Annotated in this window: 18 protein-coding genes and 1 pseudogene; 10 read left to right on the top strand and 9 right to left on the bottom strand. The window is 71.9% G+C overall.

The features are described 5' to 3' along the window. Nucleotides 1-3 precede the first annotated feature (3 nt). Nucleotides 4-798, bottom strand: coding sequence for an SGNH/GDSL hydrolase family protein (locus tag E5082_RS19725; protein WP_135792580.1), 795 nt, complete (start codon nucleotides 796-798; stop codon nucleotides 4-6). 276 nt (nucleotides 799-1,074) lie between these two features. Here E5082_RS19725 and E5082_RS19720 point away from each other — a divergent pair, with 276 nt between their 5' ends. From E5082_RS19720 to E5082_RS19700, 5 genes are all read left to right on the top strand, one after another. Continuing rightward, nucleotides 1,075-1,560, top strand: coding sequence for a hypothetical protein (locus E5082_RS19720; RefSeq protein WP_308437563.1), 486 nt, complete (start codon nucleotides 1,075-1,077; stop codon nucleotides 1,558-1,560). Nucleotides 1,561-1,910: 350 nt separating this feature from the next. Beyond that, the gene (locus E5082_RS19715; protein ID WP_135792579.1) at nucleotides 1,911-2,729 is read left to right on the top strand and encodes a glycosyltransferase family 2 protein; all 819 of its coding nucleotides are present in this window, start codon (nucleotides 1,911-1,913) and stop codon (nucleotides 2,727-2,729) included. Continuing rightward, entirely contained in the window at nucleotides 2,726-3,712 is a 987-nt protein-coding gene (locus E5082_RS19710; RefSeq protein WP_135792578.1) for a glycosyltransferase family 2 protein, read from the top strand. Before E5082_RS19715 ends, E5082_RS19710 begins: the two co-directional genes overlap by 4 nt. After that, the gene (locus E5082_RS19705; protein ID WP_135792577.1) at nucleotides 3,709-4,509 is read left to right on the top strand and encodes a polysaccharide deacetylase family protein; all 801 of its coding nucleotides are present in this window, start codon (nucleotides 3,709-3,711) and stop codon (nucleotides 4,507-4,509) included. Before E5082_RS19710 ends, E5082_RS19705 begins: the two co-directional genes overlap by 4 nt. Further along, entirely contained in the window at nucleotides 4,502-8,011 is a 3,510-nt protein-coding gene (locus E5082_RS19700; RefSeq protein WP_135792576.1) for a lipopolysaccharide biosynthesis protein, read from the top strand. The genes E5082_RS19705 and E5082_RS19700 overlap by 8 nt, the downstream gene beginning before the upstream one ends. Nucleotides 8,012-8,026: 15 nt before the next feature. On the opposite strand, the gene E5082_RS19695 is transcribed toward E5082_RS19700, so the two are convergent. After that, complete coding sequence (locus E5082_RS19695; RefSeq protein WP_135792575.1) at nucleotides 8,027-9,442, bottom strand: GH39 family glycosyl hydrolase; 1,416 nt, start codon at nucleotides 9,440-9,442, stop codon at nucleotides 8,027-8,029. A 110-nt stretch (nucleotides 9,443-9,552) separates the two neighbouring features. On the opposite strand from E5082_RS19695, the gene E5082_RS19690 reads away from it, so the two are divergent. Then, complete coding sequence (locus E5082_RS19690) at nucleotides 9,553-10,671, top strand: DUF5925 domain-containing protein (protein WP_135792574.1); 1,119 nt, start codon at nucleotides 9,553-9,555, stop codon at nucleotides 10,669-10,671. An 89-nt stretch (nucleotides 10,672-10,760) separates the two neighbouring features. Beyond that, nucleotides 10,761-11,531: a DUF72 domain-containing protein gene (locus tag E5082_RS19685; protein WP_135792573.1), complete on the top strand. Its 771-nt coding sequence runs from the start codon at nucleotides 10,761-10,763 to the stop codon at nucleotides 11,529-11,531. 7 nt (nucleotides 11,532-11,538) lie between these two features. Here E5082_RS19685 and E5082_RS19680 read toward each other — a convergent pair whose 3' ends face one another. Beyond that, on the bottom strand, nucleotides 11,539-11,904 hold the full coding sequence (locus E5082_RS19680) for a GntR family transcriptional regulator (RefSeq protein WP_167514104.1): 366 nt from the start codon (nucleotides 11,902-11,904) through the stop codon (nucleotides 11,539-11,541). Between the two features lie 70 nt (nucleotides 11,905-11,974). On the opposite strand from E5082_RS19680, the gene E5082_RS19675 reads away from it, so the two are divergent. Then, the gene (locus tag E5082_RS19675) at nucleotides 11,975-12,904 is read left to right on the top strand and encodes a GNAT family N-acetyltransferase (protein ID WP_167514103.1); all 930 of its coding nucleotides are present in this window, start codon (nucleotides 11,975-11,977) and stop codon (nucleotides 12,902-12,904) included. Next, entirely contained in the window at nucleotides 12,885-13,382 is a 498-nt protein-coding gene (locus E5082_RS19670) for a ribonuclease FAU-1 family protein (RefSeq protein ID WP_135792572.1), read from the top strand. The genes E5082_RS19675 and E5082_RS19670 overlap by 20 nt, the downstream gene beginning before the upstream one ends. 3 nt (nucleotides 13,383-13,385) lie before the next feature. Here the strand turns inward: E5082_RS19670 and E5082_RS19665 are convergent, their stop codons facing one another. After that, nucleotides 13,386-14,000: a class I SAM-dependent methyltransferase gene (locus E5082_RS19665; protein WP_135792571.1), complete on the bottom strand. Its 615-nt coding sequence runs from the start codon at nucleotides 13,998-14,000 to the stop codon at nucleotides 13,386-13,388. Between the two features lie 39 nt (nucleotides 14,001-14,039). Beyond that, nucleotides 14,040-14,501: a GNAT family N-acetyltransferase gene (locus E5082_RS19660; protein ID WP_135792570.1), complete on the bottom strand. Its 462-nt coding sequence runs from the start codon at nucleotides 14,499-14,501 to the stop codon at nucleotides 14,040-14,042. A gap of 180 nt (nucleotides 14,502-14,681) precedes the next feature. Here E5082_RS19660 and E5082_RS19655 point away from each other — a divergent pair. Further along, a pseudogene (locus E5082_RS19655) lies at nucleotides 14,682-15,704 on the top strand (lytic polysaccharide monooxygenase auxiliary activity family 9 protein). A 61-nt stretch (nucleotides 15,705-15,765) separates the two neighbouring features. On the opposite strand, the gene E5082_RS19650 reads toward E5082_RS19655, so the two are convergent. The 4 genes from E5082_RS19650 to E5082_RS19635 all read right to left on the bottom strand — a co-directional run bounded on the left by E5082_RS19650 (nucleotide 15,766) and on the right by E5082_RS19635 (nucleotide 22,717). Continuing rightward, complete coding sequence (locus E5082_RS19650; protein ID WP_135792569.1) at nucleotides 15,766-16,620, bottom strand: esterase/lipase family protein; 855 nt, start codon at nucleotides 16,618-16,620, stop codon at nucleotides 15,766-15,768. Nucleotides 16,621-16,846: 226 nt separating this feature from the next. Continuing rightward, nucleotides 16,847-17,827: a DNA polymerase Y family protein gene (locus E5082_RS19645; protein ID WP_135792568.1), complete on the bottom strand. Its 981-nt coding sequence runs from the start codon at nucleotides 17,825-17,827 to the stop codon at nucleotides 16,847-16,849. Beyond that, nucleotides 17,824-21,300: a DNA polymerase III subunit alpha gene (locus tag E5082_RS19640; protein WP_135792567.1), complete on the bottom strand. Its 3,477-nt coding sequence runs from the start codon at nucleotides 21,298-21,300 to the stop codon at nucleotides 17,824-17,826. The genes E5082_RS19645 and E5082_RS19640 overlap by 4 nt, the downstream gene beginning before the upstream one ends. Before the next feature lie 325 nt (nucleotides 21,301-21,625). Further along, nucleotides 21,626-22,717 (bottom strand): S1 family peptidase, encoded by a 1,092-nt coding sequence (locus E5082_RS19635; protein WP_135792566.1) that lies wholly within the window; start codon nucleotides 22,715-22,717, stop codon nucleotides 21,626-21,628. Nucleotides 22,718-23,015 lie beyond the last annotated feature (298 nt).

The following is a 23,015-nucleotide window of genomic DNA, read 5'->3' as shown; positions in this document are numbered from 1 at the left end:
GGGTCAGGCGGCGTTGGTGAGCACGGGGAGGTAGCCGCCGGACTGTCCGGCCGCGGTGGGGTGGTAGGACTCGCCGATGTCGGTCCAGTTGACGCTGTGCAGCCAGGAGTTGCTGGAGCAGATCTCGTGACCGGTGAAGGTGGTGCGGACGTCGCCGAAGACGAAGCCGTGGGCCTGGGCGCGCTTCTGGATGGCGCTGTTCATGTAGTCGGCCGCGCTGTTGATCGCGGAGCGCTTCGTCTCGGAGAGGCCGAGGCAGGTCTGGCCGAGCAGGTAGAAGCGCGGGTAGCCGATGACGACCACGCGGGCGGAGGGGGACTTGGCGCTGATCGCGTTGTACACGGCGTCGAGCTTGCCGGGCAGCGTGGAGTCGACGTAGGCGCGGGCGGTGTTGATCCGGGACAGACAGGTGCTGTCGGAGGAGATGACACAGGTGGTCATGACGTCGGCGAAGCCGGCGTCATTGCCGCCGATGGTGATGGACACCAGGCCGGTGGAGGAGTTGAGCGAGCCGAGCTGGTTCGCGAGGACGTCGTCCGTGCGGGCGCCCGAGCAGGCGTTGAAGGCGAACGAGGACGGGCCGTGCGCGGCGTTCCAGAGGTACGGGTACGCCTTGGTGCTGCGGTCGCAGTCGCCGCTGGAGCTGATGTAACTGCCCGACCCCACCCCGGAGGAGTAGGAGTCGCCGAGCGCCACGTAGCCGCCCGTGGCGGCCTGCGACGATCCGGCACCGGCGAGGGTGAAGCCGGTGGCGAGGAGGAGTGAAGCCACGTATGCCGCAATTCGGGTACGTCTCATGGAACCTCCCTTAGCAGGATCTCTGCCACAACTTTGGTACCAGCTACGCGCGTTGACGGGAAGTGTCCATGCCAAAACAATTTCGCCCCTCAATCGTCCGGCCGATCGCGGGTGGTGTGCGCCTCGTTGACGACCCGCCACATAGCACATGACGTAGTCGGGTTCGGCCAGATTGCCCCAGAAGCGGCCTGTGGACAGAGGTCGTCTTGACGCCCTCCGAGCGGCTGGGCCACATTGAAGCCCGGCATCCGGCGCGTCGGGGGGCAAAGTCGGCCCATGCGGTCCTCAACTGGCAACAGATCCACGGCAGATGGCTCCACGGCGGACGGCGAAGGCGCAGAGCGGGCGGGTCCGGGGAGGGACCTGCCGGCGCTGCTCGCCGGAGCCGCGGCCGGCACCGCCGCGTGCGGCGCGCTGCTCGCGCTGACGGACTCCGGCTCACCGCTGCGCGGACCGTGCGCGCTGTTCTTCCTGCTCGCCGCACCTGCCCTGGCCATCGCCATGGCGCTGCGCGGGCTCGACCCCTTCGGCCGGCTCATCGCCGCGCTCGCGGGGGCGGTCGCGCTCGACATGCTGGTCGCCCAGGCCATGTTGACGGTGCACCGCTGGTCGGTGACCGGCGGGATCGTCGCCGTGACCGTGCTCAGCCTGCTGATCCTCCTGGCCACCTGGGTGCGACAGGGGGCGGGTTCGCGGGAGGGGACACCGGAGGGGAGTAAAACAGGCCAAAGTTTCGTAACGGCCAAACCAACTGATTCGTGAGACCACGTCCAGGTCTTGCGATTCTGCTTCTATCGTCAATACCGTCGTACATCTCACCCGATCGGTCCGTCGCCCACGGTTCAGGGGAGGGCTCGGAGCCGTGACGCACCGGGGTGAGGCGCGGTAGGGGGGTGCCGTGCTCGGTGACCGCACCAGGTGACCGGGCCGTGCCGCGCGACCGGAGGTCCCTGCACGCTCGGGGGCCCGGTCAGCTTTGCCAGCTCGTCCTTTCCGGCCCGGAGCGCTTTTCGCCGTGCCGCGGCCAGGGACGAGAACCCCCCTTTCGAACCGGACACACAGCCGGGCCGCCCGAGGGGCGGGCGGTCCACCGGACGAGAGGGACCACAGTCATGAGTTCTGTTCTGCGCACGCCGGGTCCGGACCGCGAACCGCTGCTCGCGGCCCACTACCGGCCCATCTCCTCGCACCTGGCGATCACTCCGCCGGTGAGCGTGGTGATCCCCGCCATGAACGAGGCGGAGAACCTGCCGTACGTGTTCAAGACGCTGCCGGACTGGATCCATGAAGTGGTCCTGGTCGACGGCGACTCCACCGACGACACCGTGGACGTGGCCCGCTCGCTGTGGCCGGACGTGAAGGTGGTCGCCCAGCGCGGCAAGGGCAAGGGGGACGCCCTGATCAGCGGGTTCGAGGCGTGCTCCGGCGACATCGTCGTGATGGTCGACGCGGACGGCTCGGCCGACGGCAACGAGATCGTCAGCTATGTCTCCGCGCTGGTCTCCGGCGCCGACTTCGCCAAGGGCTCCCGGTTCGCCAACGGCGGCGGCACCGATGACATGACCCTGATCCGCAAGCTGGGCAACTGGGCGCTGTGCACGGTCGTCAACCGAAAGTTCGGCGCCCGCTACACCGACCTCTGCTACGGCTACAACGCCTTCTGGCGGCACTGCCTGGACAAGATCGACCTGGACTGCACCGGCTTCGAGGTCGAGACGCTGATGAACATCAGAGTGGTCAAGGCCGGCCTGAAGGTGCAGGAGATCCCCAGCCACGAGTACCTCCGCATCCACGGCACCAGCAATCTGCGGGCCGTGCGGGACGGACTCCGGGTGCTCAGAGTGATCCTCCAGGAGCGTTCCAACCGCCGCGCGCTGCGCCGGGGACGCCGCTCGCCGCTGGCGGACTCCCGGCGGGGAGCGGCGTCTTGACCGCTCCGGCCGTCTCCGTCGTGATCTGCGTGTACACCGAGGACCGCTGGGAGGACATCCTCGCGGCGGTCGCCTCGGTGCGCGCCCAGTCCCACCCGGCGCTGGAGACCCTGCTGGTGGTGGACCACAACACCGCCCTGCTGGACCGGCTGGCCGCCGAGTACAAGGAGGCGGACGGCCCGGTCCGGGTACTCGCCAACGCCGGTCCGCGCGGCCTGTCCGCGGGCCGCAACACCGGGGTCGCCGCTTCGAAGGGCGAGGTGATCGCGTTCCTCGACGACGACGCGGTGGCCGGACGGGACTGGCTGCGCCACTTCGCCGAGGGGTACGCCGACCCGCGCGTGCTGGCGGTCGGCGGCCGGACCGAGCCGGTGTGGGCCTCGGGGCGGCGCCCGCCGTGGTTCCCGGAGGAGTTCGACTGGGTGGTGGGCTGCACCTACCGGGGGCTGCCGCCCGGCCGGGTCCGGGTGCGCAACGTGCTGGGCGGCAACGCCTCCTTCCGGCGCACCGCGTTCGAGCTGGCGGGCGGTTTCGCCACCGGGATCGGCCGGGACGGCGACCGGCGCCCGCTGGGCTGCGAGGAGACCGAACTGTGCATCCGGATCAGCCGCGCCCGCCCCGACGCCGTGCTCCTCATCGACGACCGTGCGGTGATCCACCACCGGGTGCCGGAGGTCCGCGAGCGCTTCGCCTACTTCCGCACCCGGACGTACGCCGAGGGCCTGTCCAAGGCGCTGGTGGCCCGGAGCGTGGGCGCGGCGAAGGGGCTGGAGTCGGAACGCCGGTACACCACACGGGTGTTGCCCGCCGGGATCGCGCGCGGTCTGCGGGACGCGGTGCTCGCCCGGCCGGGCGGCGCGGGACGGGCCGGGGCGATCGTGGCGGGCGTGCTCGGCGCGGCCGGCGGCTATGTGGTGGGCAGCGTACGGGCCCGGCGCGGCGGCCCCCGGTTCGCGGTGCCGCCGGTGGAGGTGGGCGGATGACCGGGACGGCCGTACCGATCCTGATGTACCACGCGGTGGCGGCCGCGCCCAACGACGCGACCCGCGCCCTGTCGGTCGCGCCGGAGGCGTTCGCGGAGCAGATGGCGCTCATCGGCGACCTGGGACTGACCCCGCTCACCACCGCCGCGCTCGCGGCGCACTGGCGCCACCGGCGCCCGCTGCCCGCCCGGCCCGTGCTGATCACCTTCGACGACGGCTACGAGGGCGTCCACCGGCACGCCCTGCCGGTGCTCGCCAAGCACGGTTTCCCGGCCACCCTGTTCGCCTCCACCGGCTGGCTCAGGGGCCCGTACGACACCGGGGGCGGCCTGGACGCCATGCTCGACTGGGACCAGGTGCGCGAACTGGCCGACAGCGGTGTGGAGATCGGCGGCCACACCCACAGCCACCCGCAGCTCGACCAGTTGGACGACGCCACGCTCGCCGCCGAGCTGGAGCACAGCACCGGCATCCTCACCGACGAACTGGGCGTCCGCCCGCTGTCGTTCGCCTACCCCTACGGTTATTCCAGCCGCCGTGTCCGCCAGGCGGTGCGGGCGGCGGGGTACACCCAGGCGCTGGCGGTCGGCAACGCGCTGGCCCGGCGCCGGCAGGGCCCGTACGCGCTCCGCCGGGTCACCGTGCGGCGAAGCACGGGGGTGGCCGAGTTCGAGCGGCTGCTCGAAGGACGGTCCATCGCACGGAACTTCGCCAGGGACCGTGCGCTCACCAAGGGATACGCACTCGTGCGAAGAACACGCCAGGTCTGCCGGAAGGCCATCCGCTCCCGTGTCTGACACGACCACCGCCCAAGAGGCCGCCCCGGCCGTCTCCGCGCCGGGGCGCCGCCCGCGACTGCCCCTACTGGGCCGCGCGTTCGGCGGCAACCCGCTGTTCCGCAACGCCTACGCGCTGATGCTGAACACCGGCATCTCCGCCGTCCTCGGTCTCGGCTTCTGGCTGGCGGCGGCACGCTACTACTCGGAGTCGGCGGTCGGGCAGGGCTCGGCCGCCATCGCCGCGATGAAGCTCCTCGCAGGGCTGACCGCGGTGACCCTGACCGGTGCCCTGGCCCGCTTCATCCCGGTCGCCGGACGCGCCACCGCTCGGCTGATCTTCCGTACCTACGCCGGAAGTTCGCTGGTGGTGGCGGTGGCGGCGGGAGTCTTCCTGCTGACACTGGACGTGTGGGGGCCGTCGTACCGGTTCCTGCACGGCCCGGTGAACGGGCTCGGGTTCCTCGCGGCGGTCGTCGCCTGGAACGTGCTGACCCTCCAGGACGGGGTGCTGACCGGGCTGCGCAGCGCGCCGTGGGTGCCGGTGGGCAACACCGTGTTCTCCGCGGTGAAGCTGGGGCTGCTGGTGGCGTTCGCGGTGGCGATCCCTACCGCCGGGGTGTTCGTCTCCTGGGTCGCGGCCATCGCCACCTCCGTACTCCCGCTGGGCTGGCTGGTGTTCCGGCGGCTGGTACCCCGGCACACGGCGGCGACCGAGGGGCGGGCGCATCCGCCGACGCTGCGGGAGATCGGCCGGTTCCTGGCCGGCGACTACACCGGCTCGCTGTTCTCGCTCGGGGTGGTCTACCTCGTCCCGGTGATCATCGCGTCGCAGGTCAGCGCCGAGGACAACGCGTACTTCTACATCACCACCACCATCGGCGGCACCACCAACCTGCTCGCCATCAACATGGGCGCCTCCCTCACCGTGGAGGGCTCACACGACCCGGCGCGGCTGGCCGCCAACACGCGGGCGGCGCTGAAACGGATGGCCCGGATCATGCTGCCGGTCGCGGGCGTCCTCTTCGTCGGCGCCCCGTGGATCCTCGGCGTGTTCGGCGCGGGGTACGCCGACGCGGCGACCCCGCTGCTGCGCTGGTTCGCGGTCGGCGCGGTGCTGCGGGTGGTGATGGAGACGTACTTCGCGGTGCTCCGGGCACAGAGCCGGACCGCCGGACTGGCCTGGCTCCAAGGGCTGCTGTGCGTGCTGGTGCTGGCCCTGACGCTGCTGCTCCTGCCCCGGATGGGGCTGACCGGCGCGGGCGTCGCGGAGATCTGCAGCCTGGCGGTGATCGTGGCCGTCGCCGCGCCGCGCCTGTGGCAGGTGATCCGGCCCGGCCCGGTTACCGCGGCCCCGGACGGCGACCTGGCCGATCTGGGACCGCGCGAGGCCGCCCGGCCGGCGCCCTCCTGGGTCAAGGAGACCGAGCAGGCGGACGCGCCCTTCGACGTGGCCCCGCCGGTCGCTCCGCCGGCAGAGAAGCGGGCCCCCGCCGGGCCTCCCCCGCCTCGGCGCCGGCGCTCCCCGACCCGCACCGGCCTGGTCCTCGGCTGCCTCCTCACCGCCGGACTCCTCCTGTACTGGCTCCCGGCGCTGCGCCTGACCGACGCCGACCTGGACCGGATGGGCGGCCTCGGTCTGGTCTCGGTGCTGCCGCTGCCGACGCTGGCCGGTGCCGCGCTGCTGGTCACGGTGTTCGCCGCGCTGCTCAGGCTGCGCCGGGAACACCGGGCGCTGCTGCTGCTCACCCTGGTGGCGACGGTGTTCTCGCTGCACGCGCTGCCCGCCGTGATCGAGAGCGCGCCCCGGTTCCCCACGGCCTGGCAACACCTGGGCTTCCTGGACCACATCGACCGCACCGGCTCGACCGTGCCCGACCTGGACGCCCGCTGGAGCTGGCCGGGCTTCTTCGCGGTCACCGCCTTCGTCGCCGAGGCGTGCGGGGTGTCGGACTTCACCGAGGTGATCCGCTGGTGGCCGACGGCGGTCCAACTCGCCTACCTGGCCCCGATGTTCCTGCTCGCCCGGTCGCTCCGGGCGAGCTGGCGGGCCCGGTGGACCGGGGTGTGGCTGTTCGCGCTGAGCGGCTGGGTCGGGCAGGACTACTTCTCCCCGCAGGGCTTCACCTATCTGCTGTACCTGGTGTTCGTGGCGATCCTGCTGGTGTGGTTCCGGGCCCCGCACATGATCTGGTCCCGGTTCCGGCCCGGCGAGGCCGAGGTGGAGCCCACCGACCGGCGCCAACGGGTCGTGCTGCTGATGGTGTTGATCGCCCTGTTCCTGGCCTGCGTCCCGGCCCACCAGCTCACCCCGTTCGTGATGCTGGGGGTGCTCGCGGCCCTGGTGCTGCTGCGCCGCTGCGAACTGCGCGGGCTGCCTCTGCTGTTCGCCGTGGTGGTGGCGGTGTGGGTGGGCTTCATGGCGGAGCCGTACTGGTCGGGGCACTTCGACGAGCTGTTCGGCGGCCTCGGCGGGGTCGGCGGCAATGTGTCGACCTCCGTCTCCGGCCGTATCGCGGGCGGGAGTTCGACCCACAAGCTGGTGCTGTACACGCGGGTGCTGCTGGCCGGTTCCGTGCTGGCGCTGGCCTGCTGGGGCTGGTGGCGGCGCCGCGGGCACGGCTACCGCGAACGCTCCCTGCTGGTCCTCGCGTTCGTACCGTTCCTCGGCTTCGGCATGCAGTCGTACGGCGGGGAGATGGCGCTGCGCGTCTTCATGTTCGCGCTGCCGGGCGCGGCCCTGCTGGGGGCGCTCGCGCTGTTCCCGCGTACCGGTGCGGACGAGCGGCGGCGGATGAGCCTGGGGGCGCCCGCCGCGCTGCTCGCGGGACTGCTGCTGATCGGCGGCTTCCTGGTGGCCCGCTGGGGCAACGAGCCGTTCGAACGGACCCGGCCCGGCGAGGTCGCGGCGATGAACTGGGTGTACGCCCATGACAAGCCGACCGTACGGCTGCTGTGGCTGACCACCGACACGGTCAACGACGTGACTCCGGCGCTGGCCTGGGGCGCACGGGACATGGAGCGGGTGACCTATGTGCCGACGCTCGCCCCTCCCGACCCGGTGCTGGTGTCCGGGCTGGTGAAGTCGCTGAAGGACGCGGGCCCCAACTCGTACCTGATCGTCAACGAGAGCCAGGTCCGCTATCTGGAGCTGGACGCGGGCTACCCGGCGTCCTGGGAGTCCCGGCTGACCCGGACACTGGACGGCCGTGCCGAGCTGTCCAAGGTGCTGGTGAACGGGGACGCGACTGTGTACGCGCTGCGCGGCGGCGGATCGGCGGCGGTGCCCGAGCCGGACCCCGGTCCGGTCGGGCCGCAGATCACCTGGACACCGTGGTCGGTGGTGGGCGCGCTCGCCGCCGGGGTGCTGATCCTGCTGCTCGCCGGGCGCGAGGTGCTCCGGGTGGCGGGCCGGCCGAGCGTGGGACGGCTGCGGCGGTCGCAGAGCGTGTTCTGGTTCGCGCTGCCGCTGCTGGCGGTGGTGCTGGCCTCGCTGGTGCAGCGGTTCCTCACGATGAGCTGAGGGGGGTGAAGTGGTTCAGCGGCCGAGCCACTTCACCTCGTAGCCGCGCATCTGGAACCGCTTGCCGTCGACGAGGGCGCTGACCGGGCGGTCCAGCGTGTTCACCACGAGGACGGTGTCCCGGCTCGCCAGGACGCGGAGGTTGGGCCGGTCGTCGGCGGCGACGGACACCTTCGCGTACCGGGTGCCGGGCGGGAACGCCTTGCCGAAGCGGGACACCAGGCCGTACATGGGCAGTTCGCGGCCGCCGTCGCTGTCGCCGGTCGGGGTCCACAGGCAGCCGGGGCAGTCGGCGCCGCTCTTCCTCTCGGGGTTCCAGTAGAAGCCGGATTCGGCGCCGCCCCGGGCCATGGCGATCAGCCCGGCGGCGTGCACGGCGATCCGGCGGTCCTCGGACCAGCCCGCGCGCCGGTCCCGGGAGTCGGCGGGCTCGACGTAGTACTCGGCCCACCACAGCGGGAGGCCGTGCGTGCGCTCGCGCACCCACTCCCCCACGGCCGTGAACTTGGCGGTGGCGGCGAACTCGTCGGGGAGCAGCTCGTCGTCGTTGGTGTAGCTGGAGCCGTCGACCACGACGAAGTCGGCGCCGGACTTGTGGGCGTTCCAGTAGTCGAAGGCGTCCAGCACGCGTTGGTCCATCGCGCCCCAGGGCCCGCGCACCCGGGCGGAGGCGTCGGAGGCGCGGGGGTCGACGCTGTCCATGGGCAGGTAGGGACCGCCGACGAGGTTGTCCGGGTCGGCCTTCTTCAGCGCCGCCCGCACCAGGTTGTACAGCTTGGTGTAGCCCTCGTGGTCCCAGCGGCCCTTCGTCTCGCTCCAGAACCCCTTGAACTCGTTCCAGACGACGAAGTGCCGTACGTCGGGGTAGCGGCGGGCGACGGTGGCGGCGAGGTCGGCGAAGTCCTGGTAGTGCTCCGGGGCGGGCGCCCGTTCCAGCGAGTCCTGGCTCCAGTCGGTGGCACCGACACCGGCCTTGCCGCCCTTCATCCAGTCGGGGGCGCAGCACAGGGTGATGACGGGGGTGCCGCCGGAGGCGCGGATGAAGTCGATACGGCGGTCCAGGGCGCCGAAGTCGTAGCGCCCCTTCACCGGTTCGGGATTGTCGGCGCCCCAGCCCATCACGGCCTGGTCCTGCGGGAGTCCGCGGTCGCCCTTGAGCAGCCGGGCCACACGTTCGCTCCCGCCGCCCTGGTCGGCGCTGTACTGGGTGTGGGTGAAACCCCAGCCCACATCGGGGCGTACGGGCCCGGACCGGGCGGCGGGCGTGCCGTGCGGCCGGTCGCCGTCGCGGGTGGTGCCGCTGGTGTCGGCGCCGCGTCCGGGGAGGGTGTTCAGGAGGGTCACCAGCAGGGCCAGTGCGGTCACGCACACGCCGAGCAGGGCGGTGAGCCGCCACCTCCGTGCCCCCGTGTACCACCGATGACTGCCCATCAGCTCCACAGTAACGGCGGAAACCCGGCGTCGGGCGTGAGTTGGGAACACCTGGGGACAAGCGGCGGAATTGCCGTGCGCGCGCTGTGCCGGTGCCCGATCATGGCGACATGTCTGTGAACCCGCGGAACCCGCACGACGTGCTGCCGATCCGGCTGAACGTCGACGACTCCGACTCGCCCTCCGACGTCGTCGACGCGCTGTTCCTCGGCCGTTTCGCCACGGGTGAGCAGCCGTACGCGCACGCGGCCAACATCGACCGGGTCCGTTCCGAGGCGACCCTGCTGCCCGACGGCGCCCGGGTGCTGCGGGTGGCACGGGACGAGGACCGCAGCGCGACCCTCGCGGAGGGCGACGGCTGGACCCTGCTGGTCTCCCGCTGGAACCGGGGCGCGGACGTCACGGTGACCGCGACCACGGCCGAGCTGGCCAAGGAGGTCCTGGGCCGGGCCACCGACGGCGCGGCCGACGAGCCCGCCCCGCAGCCGGACAACGTGACGATGGGCTTCTGGTACGTCTCGCCCCGGCGCGGCCCGCACCGCACCACCCGGCAGATCTCGGCCGGCACCTGGGAGGAGGTGCGGTCCAACTACACCGCGCCGGTGGCCCGGGCGATGGACCGGCTGATGGAGACCACACCGGAGGACATCGCGGGCCGGCTCCTGCTGCTGCACGGCCCGCCGGGCACCGGCAAGACCTCCGCGCTGCGCACGCTGGCCCGGTCCTGGCGGGAGTGGTGCCAGGTGGACTGCGTACTGGACCCGGAGCGGCTCTTCTCCGACGTGGGCTATCTGATGGACATCGCCATCGGCGAGGAGGACGGCACCGGCAAGGGCCGCTGGCGGCTGCTCCTGCTGGAGGACTGCGACGAGCTGATCCGGGGCGAGGCCCGGCACACCGCGGGCCAGGCGCTGTCCCGGCTGCTGAACCTGACCGACGGGCTGCTGGGCCAGGGCCGCAACGTCCTGGTGGGGGTCACGACCAACGAGGACCTGGAGCGGCTGCACCCGGCCGTGGTCCGGCCCGGCCGCTGTCTGGCCCGGATCGAGGTGGGCCCGCTGACCCGCCCGGAGGCGGTGAGCTGGCTCGGCGACCAGGCCCCGGAGCTGCAGAACGAGCTGGGCCGGGACGGCTCGACGCTGGCCGAGCTGTACGCGCTGCGGCGGGGCACGGCACCGACCTCGGTGCCGGGGGCGCGGGACGGGGCGGACGCGGGGCTGTACCTGTAACCGCGCGGGCCCGCATCCCGGAGTGGGCCGTTCCGGTGGGCGCGGTCCGTCCGCCCGCCCGGCCCGCGCGCGGATGTTTTGATGGACCCATGACCCTGTTCGTCGGTACGTCGGGGTGGCAGTACAAGAGCTGGCGGGGCGTGCTGTACCCGGCGGGCGTACCGGTGCGCCGGTGGCTGGAGGAGTACGCGGAGCACTTCGCCACGGTGGAGCTGAACAACGCGTTCTACCGGCTGCCGTCCCGCGAGAACTTCGAGGCGTGGCGGGACCGGCTGCCCGAGGGCTTCGTGGTGGCGGTGAAGGCGAGCCGCTATCTGACCCACATCAAGCGGCTGCGGGACCCCGAGGAGCCGGTGCACCGGCTGATGAGCCACGCCGAGGGGCTGGGCGCGGCCCTCGGGCCGGTGCTGCTCCAGCTCCCGCCGACCCTGCGCGCGGATCCCCCGCTGCTGGACGCCTGCCTGGCCTGCTTCCCGGCGAAGACCCGGGTGGCGGTCGAACCACGGCACGACTCCTGGTGGACCCCGCAGACCCGTGAGGTGCTCGAGGCGCGGAAGGCCGCCCTGTGCTGGGCGGACCAGCTGGGCCGCCCGGCCGGCCCGCTGTGGCGCACCGCCGACTGGGGCTACGTCCGCTTCCACCGCGGCCGCGCCAAGCCCTGGCCCCGGTACGGCACCCAGGCACTCCAGTCCTGGGTCGACCGCATCGCCACCACCTGGCCGGAGGGCCAGGACGTCTACGCCTACTTCAACAACGACCCGAGAGGCGCGGCGGTCAAGGACGCGGCCGAATTCGGCAGCCTGGCCCGCCGGGCGGGGCTGGAGGTCACGCGGACACCGGAGCCCTGGGCGCGGCGGTGAGCGCCGGTCAGTCGGTGCCGTAGCCGGCGCGGAGTGCGTCGCGGACGGTGGCCAGGGCGGTGTCGTGGTCCAGGCCGAGGCGGCGGGCGCGTTCCGCGTACGCCTGTGCGGCGGTGCTGGCCTCGCGGGTGGCGGCGGGGGCGGCGATGAAGGTGCCGTTGCGGCCGCGGGTCTCGATCACGCCGTCCGCCTCCAGCGCGCGGTACGCCTTGGCGACGGTGTTCACGGCGAGGCCGAGGGACTCAGCCAGGCCGCGCACGGTGGGCAGCCGGTACCCGGCCGGGAGCGCGCCCGCCCGCGCCTGCTCGGAGATCTGCGCCCGGACCTGCTCGTACGGCGGCGCGCTGTCATCGATGTGGATCCTCAGGCTCACAGGGCGATTCTCCCGCACCGGGCGAAAAATGAGAGGCACTCCGGCGGTCCCGCCCGTACGGTGCCTGCTCATGACCGTACTCGTGCGCGACCTGCGCCCCGACGTGCCGGCCGACACCGAGGGCTTCGCCCGGGTCCGACGGCTGGCGCTGCCCTACATCCTGTTCACCCCCGAGTCGGTACGCCATGTCCTCACCCGGAGCCATCCGGACGCGAAGTTCCGCTCGCTGGTCGCGGAGGAGGACGGCGAGGTGATCGGCACGGCGCAGGTGGCGCTCGCGCACGAGAGCACGGAGCCGGGACAGGCGTACGTCAACGTCCATGTCCACCCGGAGCGCACCGGCCGGGGCGCGGGGCATCTGCTGGTCGCCACCGCCGAGGAGTACCTCGCGTCGCTGGGCGCCACCCGGCTGTACTCCTGGGTGCTGGACGAGCCCGCCAGCGTGCGCTTCGCCGAACGGCACGGCTACCGGGCCGGCCGCCCGGCCCGCTTCCTCCGCCTCGACCTGGCGCACGGCACCCTCCCGCCGCTCCCGGAGACCCCGGCCGGGGTGGAGCTGCGCACGGCCGCCGACTTCGCGGCCGACCCCCGCCCGCTGTTCGAGCTGGACGCCGAGACCGTGGCGGACGAGCCCGGCGAGGTCACGATCGCCTACTCCGACTACGAGGCGTGGCTGGCGGAGACCTGGGAGCACCCGCTGCTGGACCTCGACCTGACGGTGGTCGCGGTGGTGGACGGCCGCCCCGTCGCCTTCAGCGTGGCCTACTCCGACGGCGCCACCCGCTACTTCACCGCGATGACCGGTACCTCCCGCGCCCACCGGGGCCGGGGCCTGGCCAAGCTCGCCAAGCTGCACTCGCTGCACCGGGCGCGCGCGGCCGGCCACACCGAGGCGTTCACCGGGAACGACGCGGGCAACGGCCCGATGATCGCCATCAACAAGTGGCTCGGCTACGAGTTCTGTGCCACGGAGGTGCGGTATGTCCGTGAACTCGGCTGACACAGCCGACCAGTTGGAAGTCGTCCTCGTCAAGGCGGGGCGCACGAAGATCCGTTACCCGGCGGCGCTGCTCGCGGACGACGGCACCCGTGTCTCGGTGCGCGCCCCCTGGGCGGGTGAGGGTGTGCGGGACTTCGGGTTCGTACGCTTCGAGCCGGGCGACGTGTTCACCGAGCACTACTGGCGGGACCGCTGGTACTCGGTCAAGGAGGTGCGTGCGCAGGACGGCACCCTGAAGGGCTGGTACTGCGACGTCACCCGGCCCGCCGTCCGGTCCGGCGCCGAACTCGTGGTGGAGGACCTCGACCTGGACCTCTGGGTCTCCGGCGACGGCAAGGACGTACTCCGGCTGGACGAGGACGAGTTCGCCGCGAGCGGGCTGGCCGAGCGGGACCCGCAGGCGGCGGCCGCCGCCCGGTCGGCGCTGGACGAGCTGGAGGTGCTGGCCCGCGCGGAGGGCCTGACGGGCCTGGTCTGAGCCTCAGATCTCGGCCAGCACCGCGTACCGCTCGTCGGTGACGGTCCTGCCCCACAGCAGCGGGTCGCCGGACAGCGGCTCCACCCGTATCCGCCCGGCGAGGGGCGCCAGCAGGGCGGTGACCTCGTCGACGGGCGTCCCTACCGGGGAGAGGCTCCCCCAGACGCCCTCGACCAGCACGAACCGGCCGCCGGGGCGCAGCAGGGTGCGCCAGTGGCGCAGCACCTCGGCGGGGCGGGGCAGCGTCCAAAGCACATGCCGGACGAGGATCACGTCGTAGCCCTCCTCCGCCACCGGGGGTACGGCCGCGTCCCCGCACAGGACCCGCGCGTCCTGCCCGGCGAGCTTGGCGCGGGCCCGCTCGACCATCGCCGGGGAGGCGTCGATGCCGGTCACCCGGTGCCCCTGTTCGGCGGCGAGCAGCGCGAGGCTTCCGGTGCCGCAGCCGAGGTCGAGCACGTCCGAGGGCTGTCCGGGCAGCCACCCGCGGAGCCTTTCGGCCCACGCGGCCCGTGTCTCGGGCGCGCGCAGGCCGTGATCCGGTTCGTCGTCGAAGACGGCGGCCTCGGCGTCCCAGTCCACGTCCGCCCCGGCGGTCCACTCGCTCGCGTCACTCATACGGCAAGCGTGCCATCCACCACTGACAATCAGGTTCCGTCAGCGGTTCAGCGGCTTGCGGTAGTGGAGCCGGTCGTAGGGGCCGTCGACACGGCGTTCCACCAACTCGTAGCCGTACCGGGGGTAGATCTTCTGGTTCTCCCACATCAGGGCGTTGGTGTAGAGCCGGATCTCGGAGAGCCCCAGCGCACGGGCGCGGGCGTCCACGAAGCGCAGCAGCCGGCCGCCGACGCCCCGGCCGTGGGCGTCGGGGTGGACGGCGATGCTGTCGAGGAAGAGGTGGTCGGGGCGAGCGCGGACGACCACGAGTCCGGTGACGGGCTCTCCTGTGACGAAGACACACCCCGCTTCCACGTCGGCCATGTGGTCCGCCTCCATGGGCTGGGGCACCACACCGATGCGCGCGATGTAGGGGCGGTAGGCCGCGGCGGTGACCGCGCGCACGGCGGGCACGTCGGCGGCCGTGGCGGCGCGGACCGGGGCGTCGGGGTGATCGTTCATGCTGGGCACGGTAGCGACCTGAGCCCAGTCTGAGCACGGCCTTAAGCGGACCATAAAGATCGCCTCAAAGGGACCGGAGCGGGTCGATCCGCCGTCGTGCGGGGCTAGTTTCTGACCGTCCCCCCACGGGACCAGCCCCCTTCCGGCAGTCGGCCGGCCCCACTGTTCCGAGGAGTTCCGATGCCCTTCGCCACGCCCTCGACCCCGCGCGGGCGGCGCGTGCCCCGGCTGCGGGCCGCCGCCACCGCGGCCGCGCTCGGCCTGGCGCCGCTGACCCTGACCGTGCTGGCCGCCGCGCCCGCGTCCGCGCACGGTTCGATGGGCGACCCGGTCAGCCGGGTCGCGCAGTGCTTCGCGGAGGGCCCGGAGTCCCCGAAGTCGGCGGCCTGCCAGGCGGCCGTGGCGGCGGGCGGCACCCAGGCGCTGTACGACTGGAACGGCATCCGGATCGGCGACGCGGGCGGCCGCCACCAGGATCTGATCCCCGACGGCAAGCTGTGCAGCGCGGGGAACGACGAGTTCAAGGGCCTCGACCTGGCCCGCGTCGACTGGCCGGCGACCGGCGTGCACAGCGGCTCGTACACCTTCAAGTACCGGGTGACCGCTCCGCACAAGGGCACCTTCGAGGTCTACGCGACCAAGCCCGGCTACGACCCGGCGAAGCCTCTGGCCTGGTCCGACCTGGACCTGGCAGACCCGGTGGCGAAGTCCACGGACCCGGTCGCCACGGACGGCTTCTACACCTTCTCCGGCACGCTCCCCGCCCGTACGGGCCGCCACCTGCTGTACGCGGTGTGACAGCGCTCGGACAGCCCGGAGGCGTTCTACTCCTGCTCGGACGTCGACTTCGGCGGCGCGGCGGCGGCCGCCCCGGCCGGTACGGCCAAGGTGACCAAGTCCGCGAGGACCACCCCCACGCCCACCGTCTCCGCCCCCTCGGAGCGCCAGATCGCGGCCGGCGCCGACCGCTCCACGGTGGAGCACCACGGCCACGGCGACAACGACCCGAGCACCTCGGCGAAGCCGGTGAGCCCTGCCCCCAACGCCCCGCGGCCGGAGGGCACTTCGGTCCCCCTGGCCGAGACCGGCACCCCCACCGGCACCTCGTACGCGGCCATCGGCGGCGCCGCCGCCCTGGCCCTCGGTTCAGCGGCACTGTTCCTCTCGGTGCGCCAGCGCGCGACGGGCCGGAACCCGCACTGAACACCCCTGTGAACGCGGGGCCCTGCCGGGCGGCTCAGGCCGGGCAGGGCCCCGGGTCATCTCAGCTGAAGGCGGACGCGCAGGTGGTGGCCGTGGCGTGGGACGGGTCGAGGGCGTTGGCGACCTCGTGGTAGGCGATGCGGTCGAAGATGCCGATCGCGACGTGTTCGGAGAGGTCGAGCGGGCAGAGGTCCTGGAGGAGGACGTTGCGGACGTCGGAGCCGGAGAGGTACTGGGTGCGCCAGGGGGTGACGACCTCGTCGTACTTGGTGGCGATGACGGTGTAGTGCACACCGGGGACGGTGTCGCCGCCCGCGTTGAGCTTGGTCATGAAGGCCGAGTTGGTGATCTGGTCGGCCAGTGCGGGCGTGGTGGACTTGATGAGGTCCTCGGCGCCGGGGAAGTACGGCAGCAGGTTGGTGAGGCCGCTCAGATCGGTGCCGTGGTTGCTGGGGGCGATCCCGACGAGCGCGTTCACCTTGGCGGACCCGCCGAGGAACTTCAGGTAGTACCGGGGCATCATGCCGCCCTGGGAGTGGCCGACGAGGTCGGCCTTGGTGGCGCCGGTGGCGGTGAGCACCTTGTCGACGAAGGCGGAGAGCTGCTCGGCCGACTTGTCGATCGGGCCGAGGCCGTAGAAGACGGGGACGCCGGGGAGCTGTCCGTAGTCGAGGGAGAAGACGCAGTAGCCGCGCTCCTTGAGGTACGGAGCGAGCGACACCCAGTTGGTGACGGAGTTGCCGAGGGTGCCGTGGACGAGGACGACGGGCCGCGGGTGGGCGGCTGAGGGCTTGCAGGAGTAGTCGTTCCAGCCACTGCTGGGAGCGGCGTGGGCGGTGGCGGCGGGAACGGTGGCGAGCGCGGCGGCCAGGACCAGCGCGGCGAGCGGTCTGAGCGCTCGCTTCCAGGGCAGCATCGTGTGATCTCCTTGCGGCTCAAGGGAGAAGGTGCACGGCCTAACCCTGTGATCCGGATCACGGGATGCTGTTCACTCGTCAAGTTACGGACGAGTAGTGCAACTGTGAAGTTACGCGTCGGTAAAAAGTTCCATCCGCCCTCAGAAGCACCCGCACACTGAGGAACCGTCACGAGGCGGCACAGGGCCGCCGAATCCCACCAGAAGCTCCCGCGACACGGGTGACTCAGGCCGCGAGCGTTCCGGGCATCACCGCGCGGGGTCCGAACTTGGCCCGCGCCAGGTCGGCGACCTCCTCGATCCGGCGGACCTTCTCGTCCACGGGGTCGAAGGTGAGCTGGTGCGCGGCCTCCCCGGCCGGCGTCAGCCCCTCGGCGCGCAGGGCGAGCGCCCGCACCCGCGCCCGCTGGAGCCCGAGCGCCTCGTACATGCCGTACGCCGCCCTCGTCAGGTCGGCCGAGTGCGCGGTCGGCTCGGCGAGGGTGCGCCCGCGGACCGTGGTGGAGCGGTCGGCGTAGCGCACGGTGAGCGTCAGGGAGCGGCAGACGTGCTCCATCCCCCGCAGCCGGGCCCCCAGTTCCTCGGCGTCGGCCAGCAGCGCCCGCCGGTGCCGGCCGGGGTCCAGCTCGTCCCTGCCGAAGGACCGCTCGGCGGCCACCGACCGGGAGACGGCGTTCGGCACGACCCGCCCCCGGTCCACCCCGTTGGCCCGCTCCCGCAGCTCACGGGCGGTCCTGGCCCCGACGAGCCGCTGGAGCGTGGCGGGCGGCGCGACGGCGACCCGCCCGAGGGTGTCCAGCCCGTACTCGCACAGGGTCCGGGCGGTGGCCGTCCCCACCCCGGGCAGCGCGACCACGGGCAGCCCGGCGAGGAACTCCGCCCCGGCACCGGGCTCGTCGGGAACGGCGCACACCACCCCCGGCCGGGCCTGTCGCAGCGCCATCCGGGCCAGCATTGGTCCGGGGCCGGCGCCCACCACGCAGTCGACCCCGTACCGGGCGAGGGCCCGCACCCGGATCAGCGCGGCCAGCTCCACCGGCCCGCGCCCGAAGTACCGCTCGGCCCCGCGCAGATCGGCCAGGGCCCCGTCGGGCGGCAGCCCCTCCACGACGGGCGTGAACTCCTCCAGCAGTCCGAGCAGTTCGGACAGCTCCAGCTCACCGTCACCCTCGCCGGCCCGGCGGAAACGCACACAGAGAATGGTCATCCCGCACTCCCCGGACTCTGATGCCACAACTTCCGCATGGCGGAAGGCGCTTGCTCGGACACCTCCTGGCCGGCCGGGCGCAGGTCGGCCCACGGGTGCATCTGGAAGCCGGTGGACATCCGAATCCGGCGCCCCACCCCGTCCTCCGCGGCCTTCGCCTCCGGCGCGGGCTCGGCCAGCCGGGCCGCCACCTTCTCCAGACCTCCCTCGGCCCGCAGCTCGGCGAGTTCGGCGAGGTTCCAGACGGCCGACCCGACCACGCTCAGGCTGCGCGGCCCGCGCCGCTGCACCACTCCGCGCACCAGCAGCAGCCAGGAGTGGAAGACGGTGTGCGCGCAGGCGTCGTGCGAGTCGTCGAAGAAGGCGAGGTCGACCAGCCCGGTGCCGTCGTCCAGGGTGCTGAAGATGACCCGCCGGCCGGACCGGATCGGCGGCGTCTGGGTGGCCGCCTTGGCCCCGGCGACCAGTACGGTCTCCCCGTGCCGGGCCTCGCGCAGCCGCCGCGCCGACACCACGCCCAGCTCCTCCAGGAAGCCCCGGTGGTCGTCCATCAGGTGGTGGGAGACGTCCATGGACAGCACGCCCAGCTCGGCACTGAGCCGCTCGGTCTCCGACAGATCGGGCAGCCCGGCGGAGGCGGTCCGCCGCCCCCCGCCCAGCGGAAGCTGATCCCCACGCCCGCCGCGGGCCCCCCGGTGCAGCTCGGCCAGGTGCAACTGAAGATCGCGCCGATTGGCCCCGAACGCGTCCAGCGCGCCGACCTGCGCCAACCGCTGGGCGAGCGGCCGCCCCGGCCGCCCCCGCTCCCAGAAGTCCAGCAGGGACGCGTACGGCTGCCCCTCGGCGATCCGCGCGGCCTCCGCCTCGCTGATCCCGTGCACATCGGCGAGGGCGAGCCGCACCCCCCACGCCCCAGACACCAGTTCGATTCGATGAGCGACCCCGGACACATTCACGTCCAGCGGCAGAATCGGCACCCCGAGCCGCCGAGCATCAGCCAGGAGCAGCCGCTTGGGATACATACCGGGATCGTGCGTGAGCAGCCCGGCATAAAAAGCGGCAGGGTAATGCGCCTTGAGCCAGGCCGACTGATAGGTGGGCACGGCAAAAGCGACGGCATGCGCCTTGCAGAACCCATAGGACCCGAAAGCCTCGACGATCTCCCAGGTCCGCCGGATGGTCTCGGCGTCGTACCCCTTCTCCTCGGCCCGCTGGGCGAACCACACCCGCACCCGCCCCTGGGCCTCGGAGTCGGAGAGCAACCGCCGCACGGCATCAGCCTCTCCCCGCCCGCACCCGGTCATGACGGCAAGAATGTCAATGACCTGCTCATGGAACACCACCACCCCATAGGTGTCCCGCAACGCCGGCTCAAGATCCGGATGCGGATACCGCACAGGCGCCCGCCCATGCCGGGCCTCGATAAAAGGCCGCACCATGTCGGCGGCAACAGGACCGGGCCGGAACAAAGAAATATCCACCACCAGATCCCCGAAACAATCAGGCTGAAGCCGCCCCACCAGATCCCGCTGTCCAGGCGACTCGATCTGAAAGCACCCGAGCGTCTCGGTGGACCGGATGAGCCGATACGTATCGGCATCTCCCGCGGGCAAAGCATCCAGATCGACCCGCTCCCCCGAAGCCCGCTCCACCTCGGCGACGGCATGCGCCATGGCCGACTGCATCCGCACCCCGAGCACATCCAGCTTGAGCAGCCCGAGATCCTCCACATCCTCCTTGTCGAACTGCGACATGGGCAGCCCCTCCCCACTGGTGGGAACCACCGGAGTACGCCGCAGCAGCGAGGAGTCGGACAGCAGAACCCCACAAGGATGCATGGCAACCCCACGCGGCAGGGCATCAAGCGCCTCCACCAGTTCCCACAGCACCCCGTACCGCTCCTGCTCCCCGGCAAGCCCTTTCAGCTCGGGCAACTCGGCAAGCGCGACCCGGGCGTCCCGCGCCCGAATATGCGGAAAAGCCTTGGCAATCCGATCGATCTCGGCAGGGTCCATCGAAAGAGCGGCCCCCACATCCCGAATGGCATGCCGAACCCGATAGGTCTCCGGCATGGCAACGGTGGCGACCCGCTCCTCGCCGAACCGCCCGATAATCGCCCGGTAAACCTCGATGCGCCGAGCGGACTCCACATCTACATCGATATCAGGAAGCGCCACCCGCTCCCGCGACAAGAACCGCTCCATGAGCAGCCCGTGCGCCACCGGATCAGCATGAGCGATGCCCAGCAGATGATTCACCAGGGACCCGGCCCCGGACCCCCGAGCGGCGACCCGAATCCCCATCTCCCGCACGTCGTCGACAACCTGGGCAACGGTCAGGAAATAAGACGCAAACCCATGATGCCCAATGATCTCCAACTCCTCATGCATCCGCTCCCAGTACTCCCGCCGCCCGGAATACCCAAGCCGCACCATCCCGGCAACGGCCCGAGAGGCAAGCGCCCGCTGAGCCCCCCGCCGCCCGGCCCCCACGAGCCGCCCCTCGGGAAACCGCACACTCCCGATCCCGAGATCATCCTCAGGATCGACAACACACTCCCCGGCGACAGCGAGAGTCTCGGCGATCAACCGCCCCGCGGTCTCCCGCCGATACCCGGCAGCCTCCACCACCCGCTCGGCAACCCGGAGCATCTCGGCCGGCCCCTTCAGCCAGGCCTCACCGGAATCAAGCCCCTTCCGCGGATCAATGGGCACCAGCCGCCGGGCAGCATCCAGCACATCGGCCACCCGCCCCTGCCCCGGATCGGCATACCGCACCGCGTTACTGAGAACAGGCCGCACCCCTTGCTCCACAGCGAAGCCAAGGCTCCGAGCAGCAAGCCGCAGGGACCCGCTCCCCGTCCCCTCCACCCCGTGCCAGACAACCTCAACCCGCAGAGCGTCCCCGAAAACCTCCCGCCAGGCCCCCAGCAACCGCGCGGCCCGGTCAGGCCGCCCGGCCCCGAGAGCCCGCCCCACATCGGAGTCGGGCCCCAGGAGAACAACAACCCCCTCCCCCCGGAGCGCCTCCCAGGGCACCAGCGGCGTACCCCCACCCCCGGCATGAGCGGCGCTGACCATCCGACAGAGCTCAGCCCACCCCAAAGCCCCGTCCCGCGCCAGAAAGGTCACCCGGGGAGCCGACTCGTCCACAAAAGCACCCCCACGCACCGGCGCCCGGAGCCGCCCACCGCCACCCCCACCGGAAGGAACGGCAACCCCGAGATCAACCCCGAAAACGGGCCGCACCCCACTCACCGCACACGCCTTGGCGAACCGAACGGCCCCGGCGAGCGAGTCCCGGTCCGTAAGGGCCAGCGCATCCATCCCCCGCTCGGAGGCCCGCAGGGCAAGCCGCTCCGGATGCGAGGCCCCGTACCGCAGGGAGAACCCGGAGACAGCCCGCAAATGCGCGAACGCCACCCAGCACCTCCCACCACTCAAGCCAATCGAACACCCGTTCCCTTCTACCATACCCCCACTATCGAACGCACGTACGACAAGAGCGCCCACCCCTCTCACCTGCGAAAACACGCCCGCCAGCCACCCAAGACCACTGCGGCCCAGACAACAGCCCCGTACGCCGGGAGAGCCGGCGACGGCGGCGAGGGGACGTGCCGGGGGGTGTCCGCCCGCAGCGGCCGGCGAAGAGGCAAGCCGAACGCATCGAAGAAACAGAAGTCGCCGGACCGAGGACGGACACCCCCCGGCGCGGCCCCGCCCCACAACGCAAGGGACCCCCGCCCTCCCGAAGGAGAAGCGGGGGCCCAAAGGCCGGCCGGAGCCGGAGCCAGGAACCTCAGCCGATCTGCGTCCCCGTAGCGGCCAGCGCCTCAGTCACAGGCTGGAAGAACGTCTCCCCACCGGAGGAGCAGTCCCCGCTGCCCCCCGACGTAAGCCCCACCGCACTGCTCCCGGAGAACAGCGATCCACCACTGTCCCCCGGCTCAGCACACACATCGGTCTGAATCAGCCCGCTCACGGTCCCCTCGGAGTAGTTCACCGTCGCGTTCAGCCCCGTCACGGTCCCGTCGTGCACCTGAGTAGTGGACCCACTACGAGTGACCTTCATCCCCACGGTGACCTCGGCAGCCCCCGAGATCTGCTGAGCGGACCCGTTGTAGAGATTGACCTCGCTCGGGTGGTCGACCCCGTCGGCGTACTTCACGAGCCCGTAGTCGTTACCGGGAAAACTGGAGTCCACGTTGGACCCGATGGCGTTCCCGGACGCATCGGTCCAACTGGAGATCGCAGCGGTGCAGTGCCCCGCGGTGAGGAAGTACGGCGCCCCGCCCTTGGTCACGTTGAACCCGAGCGAACACCGCCCGCCCGACCCGTTGATGGCGTCGCCACCGGAGACGAAGGGCTTGAACTCCCCCTTCGACCGCTTGAGTTCGGCGGCGCCCCCGAGCCCGGAGACAACCTTCCCCAGCTTGGCGTACTGGGCCGGGGACACGGTCTTGTCGGCGGTGACGACGACCTTGTTGGAGACCGGGTCGGTGGCCCACGAAGTGCCCGGGATCGTCACGTCCCTGGTGAGCGTGGACCGCGCCCCGTCGAGCACGGCGAGCGAGCGGGAGACGATTCTGGCCCTGGCGCCGGCCGCCTGGACGGTATCGGCGGCGGAGGCGTCGAGCACGTTGACGACGAGGCTCCTGGCCCGGGCGTCGTAGTAGCTGCCCGCGCTGTCCGAGCCGAGATCGGCGAGCAGCGTGGAGGCGAGCTTTCCGGCCGCGGGAGCGGACAGAACGCGCGCGCCGGCCGCGGAGTCCGCGGCCCCGGCGGGTTCGCTGGCGTTCGCAGTCTGGAAGGTGACTCCCGCTCCGACCAGTGCGAGAACACCCGCTCCGGCGATCGCGGCCCGGCGTGCGGGTATGCGTCGATGCTTCAACTCACGTCCTCCTGTGGGGGGTCGGTCCGCCAGGTTGTGGGGACCTGACGGGCCGGAAGGCTGGTTGACGAGCGGCCCACTCTTCCGAAGGTCACAGCGGGCACACAAGACCGACTTCAGGCCGGACCATCGAACAACCTCCCCAGCTTGACCGAGGACAGTCACCCCAGGAAATTCGCAGCGCAAACACGAAACGTCAAAACCCGGCCACCGCACAGCAACACGATCGGGTGTCCAAAAACCGCCCCTCCCAAAGCCCCCGAAACCCGAAGTCCCACATCCCCCACACAGACCCCCC

The sequence above is a fragment of the Streptomyces griseoluteus genome, assembly GCF_004784465.1.
GTDB classification, from domain to species: Bacteria; Actinomycetota; Actinomycetes; order Streptomycetales; family Streptomycetaceae; genus Streptomyces; species Streptomyces griseoluteus.
Note: the sequence above shows the minus strand (reverse complement) of the source record. Positions and strands in the feature narration are given on the sequence as shown.

Bases quoted from the DNA above. Each gene is read 5' to 3' on its own strand.
- E5082_RS19715 (WP_135792579.1), top strand. From the start codon at position 1,911: ATGAGTTCTGTTCTGCGCACGCCGGGTCCGGACCGCGAACCGCTGCTC.
- E5082_RS19640 (WP_135792567.1), bottom strand. From the start codon at position 21,300: ATGGTAGAAGGGAACGGGTGTTCGATTGGCTTGAGTGGTGGGAGGTGC.
- E5082_RS19670 (WP_135792572.1), top strand. From the start codon at position 12,885: ATGTCCGTGAACTCGGCTGACACAGCCGACCAGTTGGAAGTCGTCCTC.
- E5082_RS19645 (WP_135792568.1), bottom strand. From the start codon at position 17,827: ATGACCATTCTCTGTGTGCGTTTCCGCCGGGCCGGCGAGGGTGACGGT.
- E5082_RS19665 (WP_135792571.1), bottom strand. From the start codon at position 14,000: ATGAGTGACGCGAGCGAGTGGACCGCCGGGGCGGACGTGGACTGGGAC.
- E5082_RS19725 (WP_135792580.1), bottom strand. From the start codon at position 798: ATGAGACGTACCCGAATTGCGGCATACGTGGCTTCACTCCTCCTCGCC.
- E5082_RS19720 (WP_308437563.1), top strand. From the start codon at position 1,075: ATGCGGTCCTCAACTGGCAACAGATCCACGGCAGATGGCTCCACGGCG.
- E5082_RS19690 (WP_135792574.1), top strand. From the start codon at position 9,553: ATGTCTGTGAACCCGCGGAACCCGCACGACGTGCTGCCGATCCGGCTG.
- E5082_RS19705 (WP_135792577.1), top strand. From the start codon at position 3,709: ATGACCGGGACGGCCGTACCGATCCTGATGTACCACGCGGTGGCGGCC.
- E5082_RS19660 (WP_135792570.1), bottom strand. From the start codon at position 14,501: ATGAACGATCACCCCGACGCCCCGGTCCGCGCCGCCACGGCCGCCGAC.
- E5082_RS19675 (WP_167514103.1), top strand. From the start codon at position 11,975: ATGACCGTACTCGTGCGCGACCTGCGCCCCGACGTGCCGGCCGACACC.
- E5082_RS19685 (WP_135792573.1), top strand. From the start codon at position 10,761: ATGACCCTGTTCGTCGGTACGTCGGGGTGGCAGTACAAGAGCTGGCGG.
- E5082_RS19650 (WP_135792569.1), bottom strand. From the start codon at position 16,620: ATGCTGCCCTGGAAGCGAGCGCTCAGACCGCTCGCCGCGCTGGTCCTG.
- E5082_RS19695 (WP_135792575.1), bottom strand. From the start codon at position 9,442: ATGGGCAGTCATCGGTGGTACACGGGGGCACGGAGGTGGCGGCTCACC.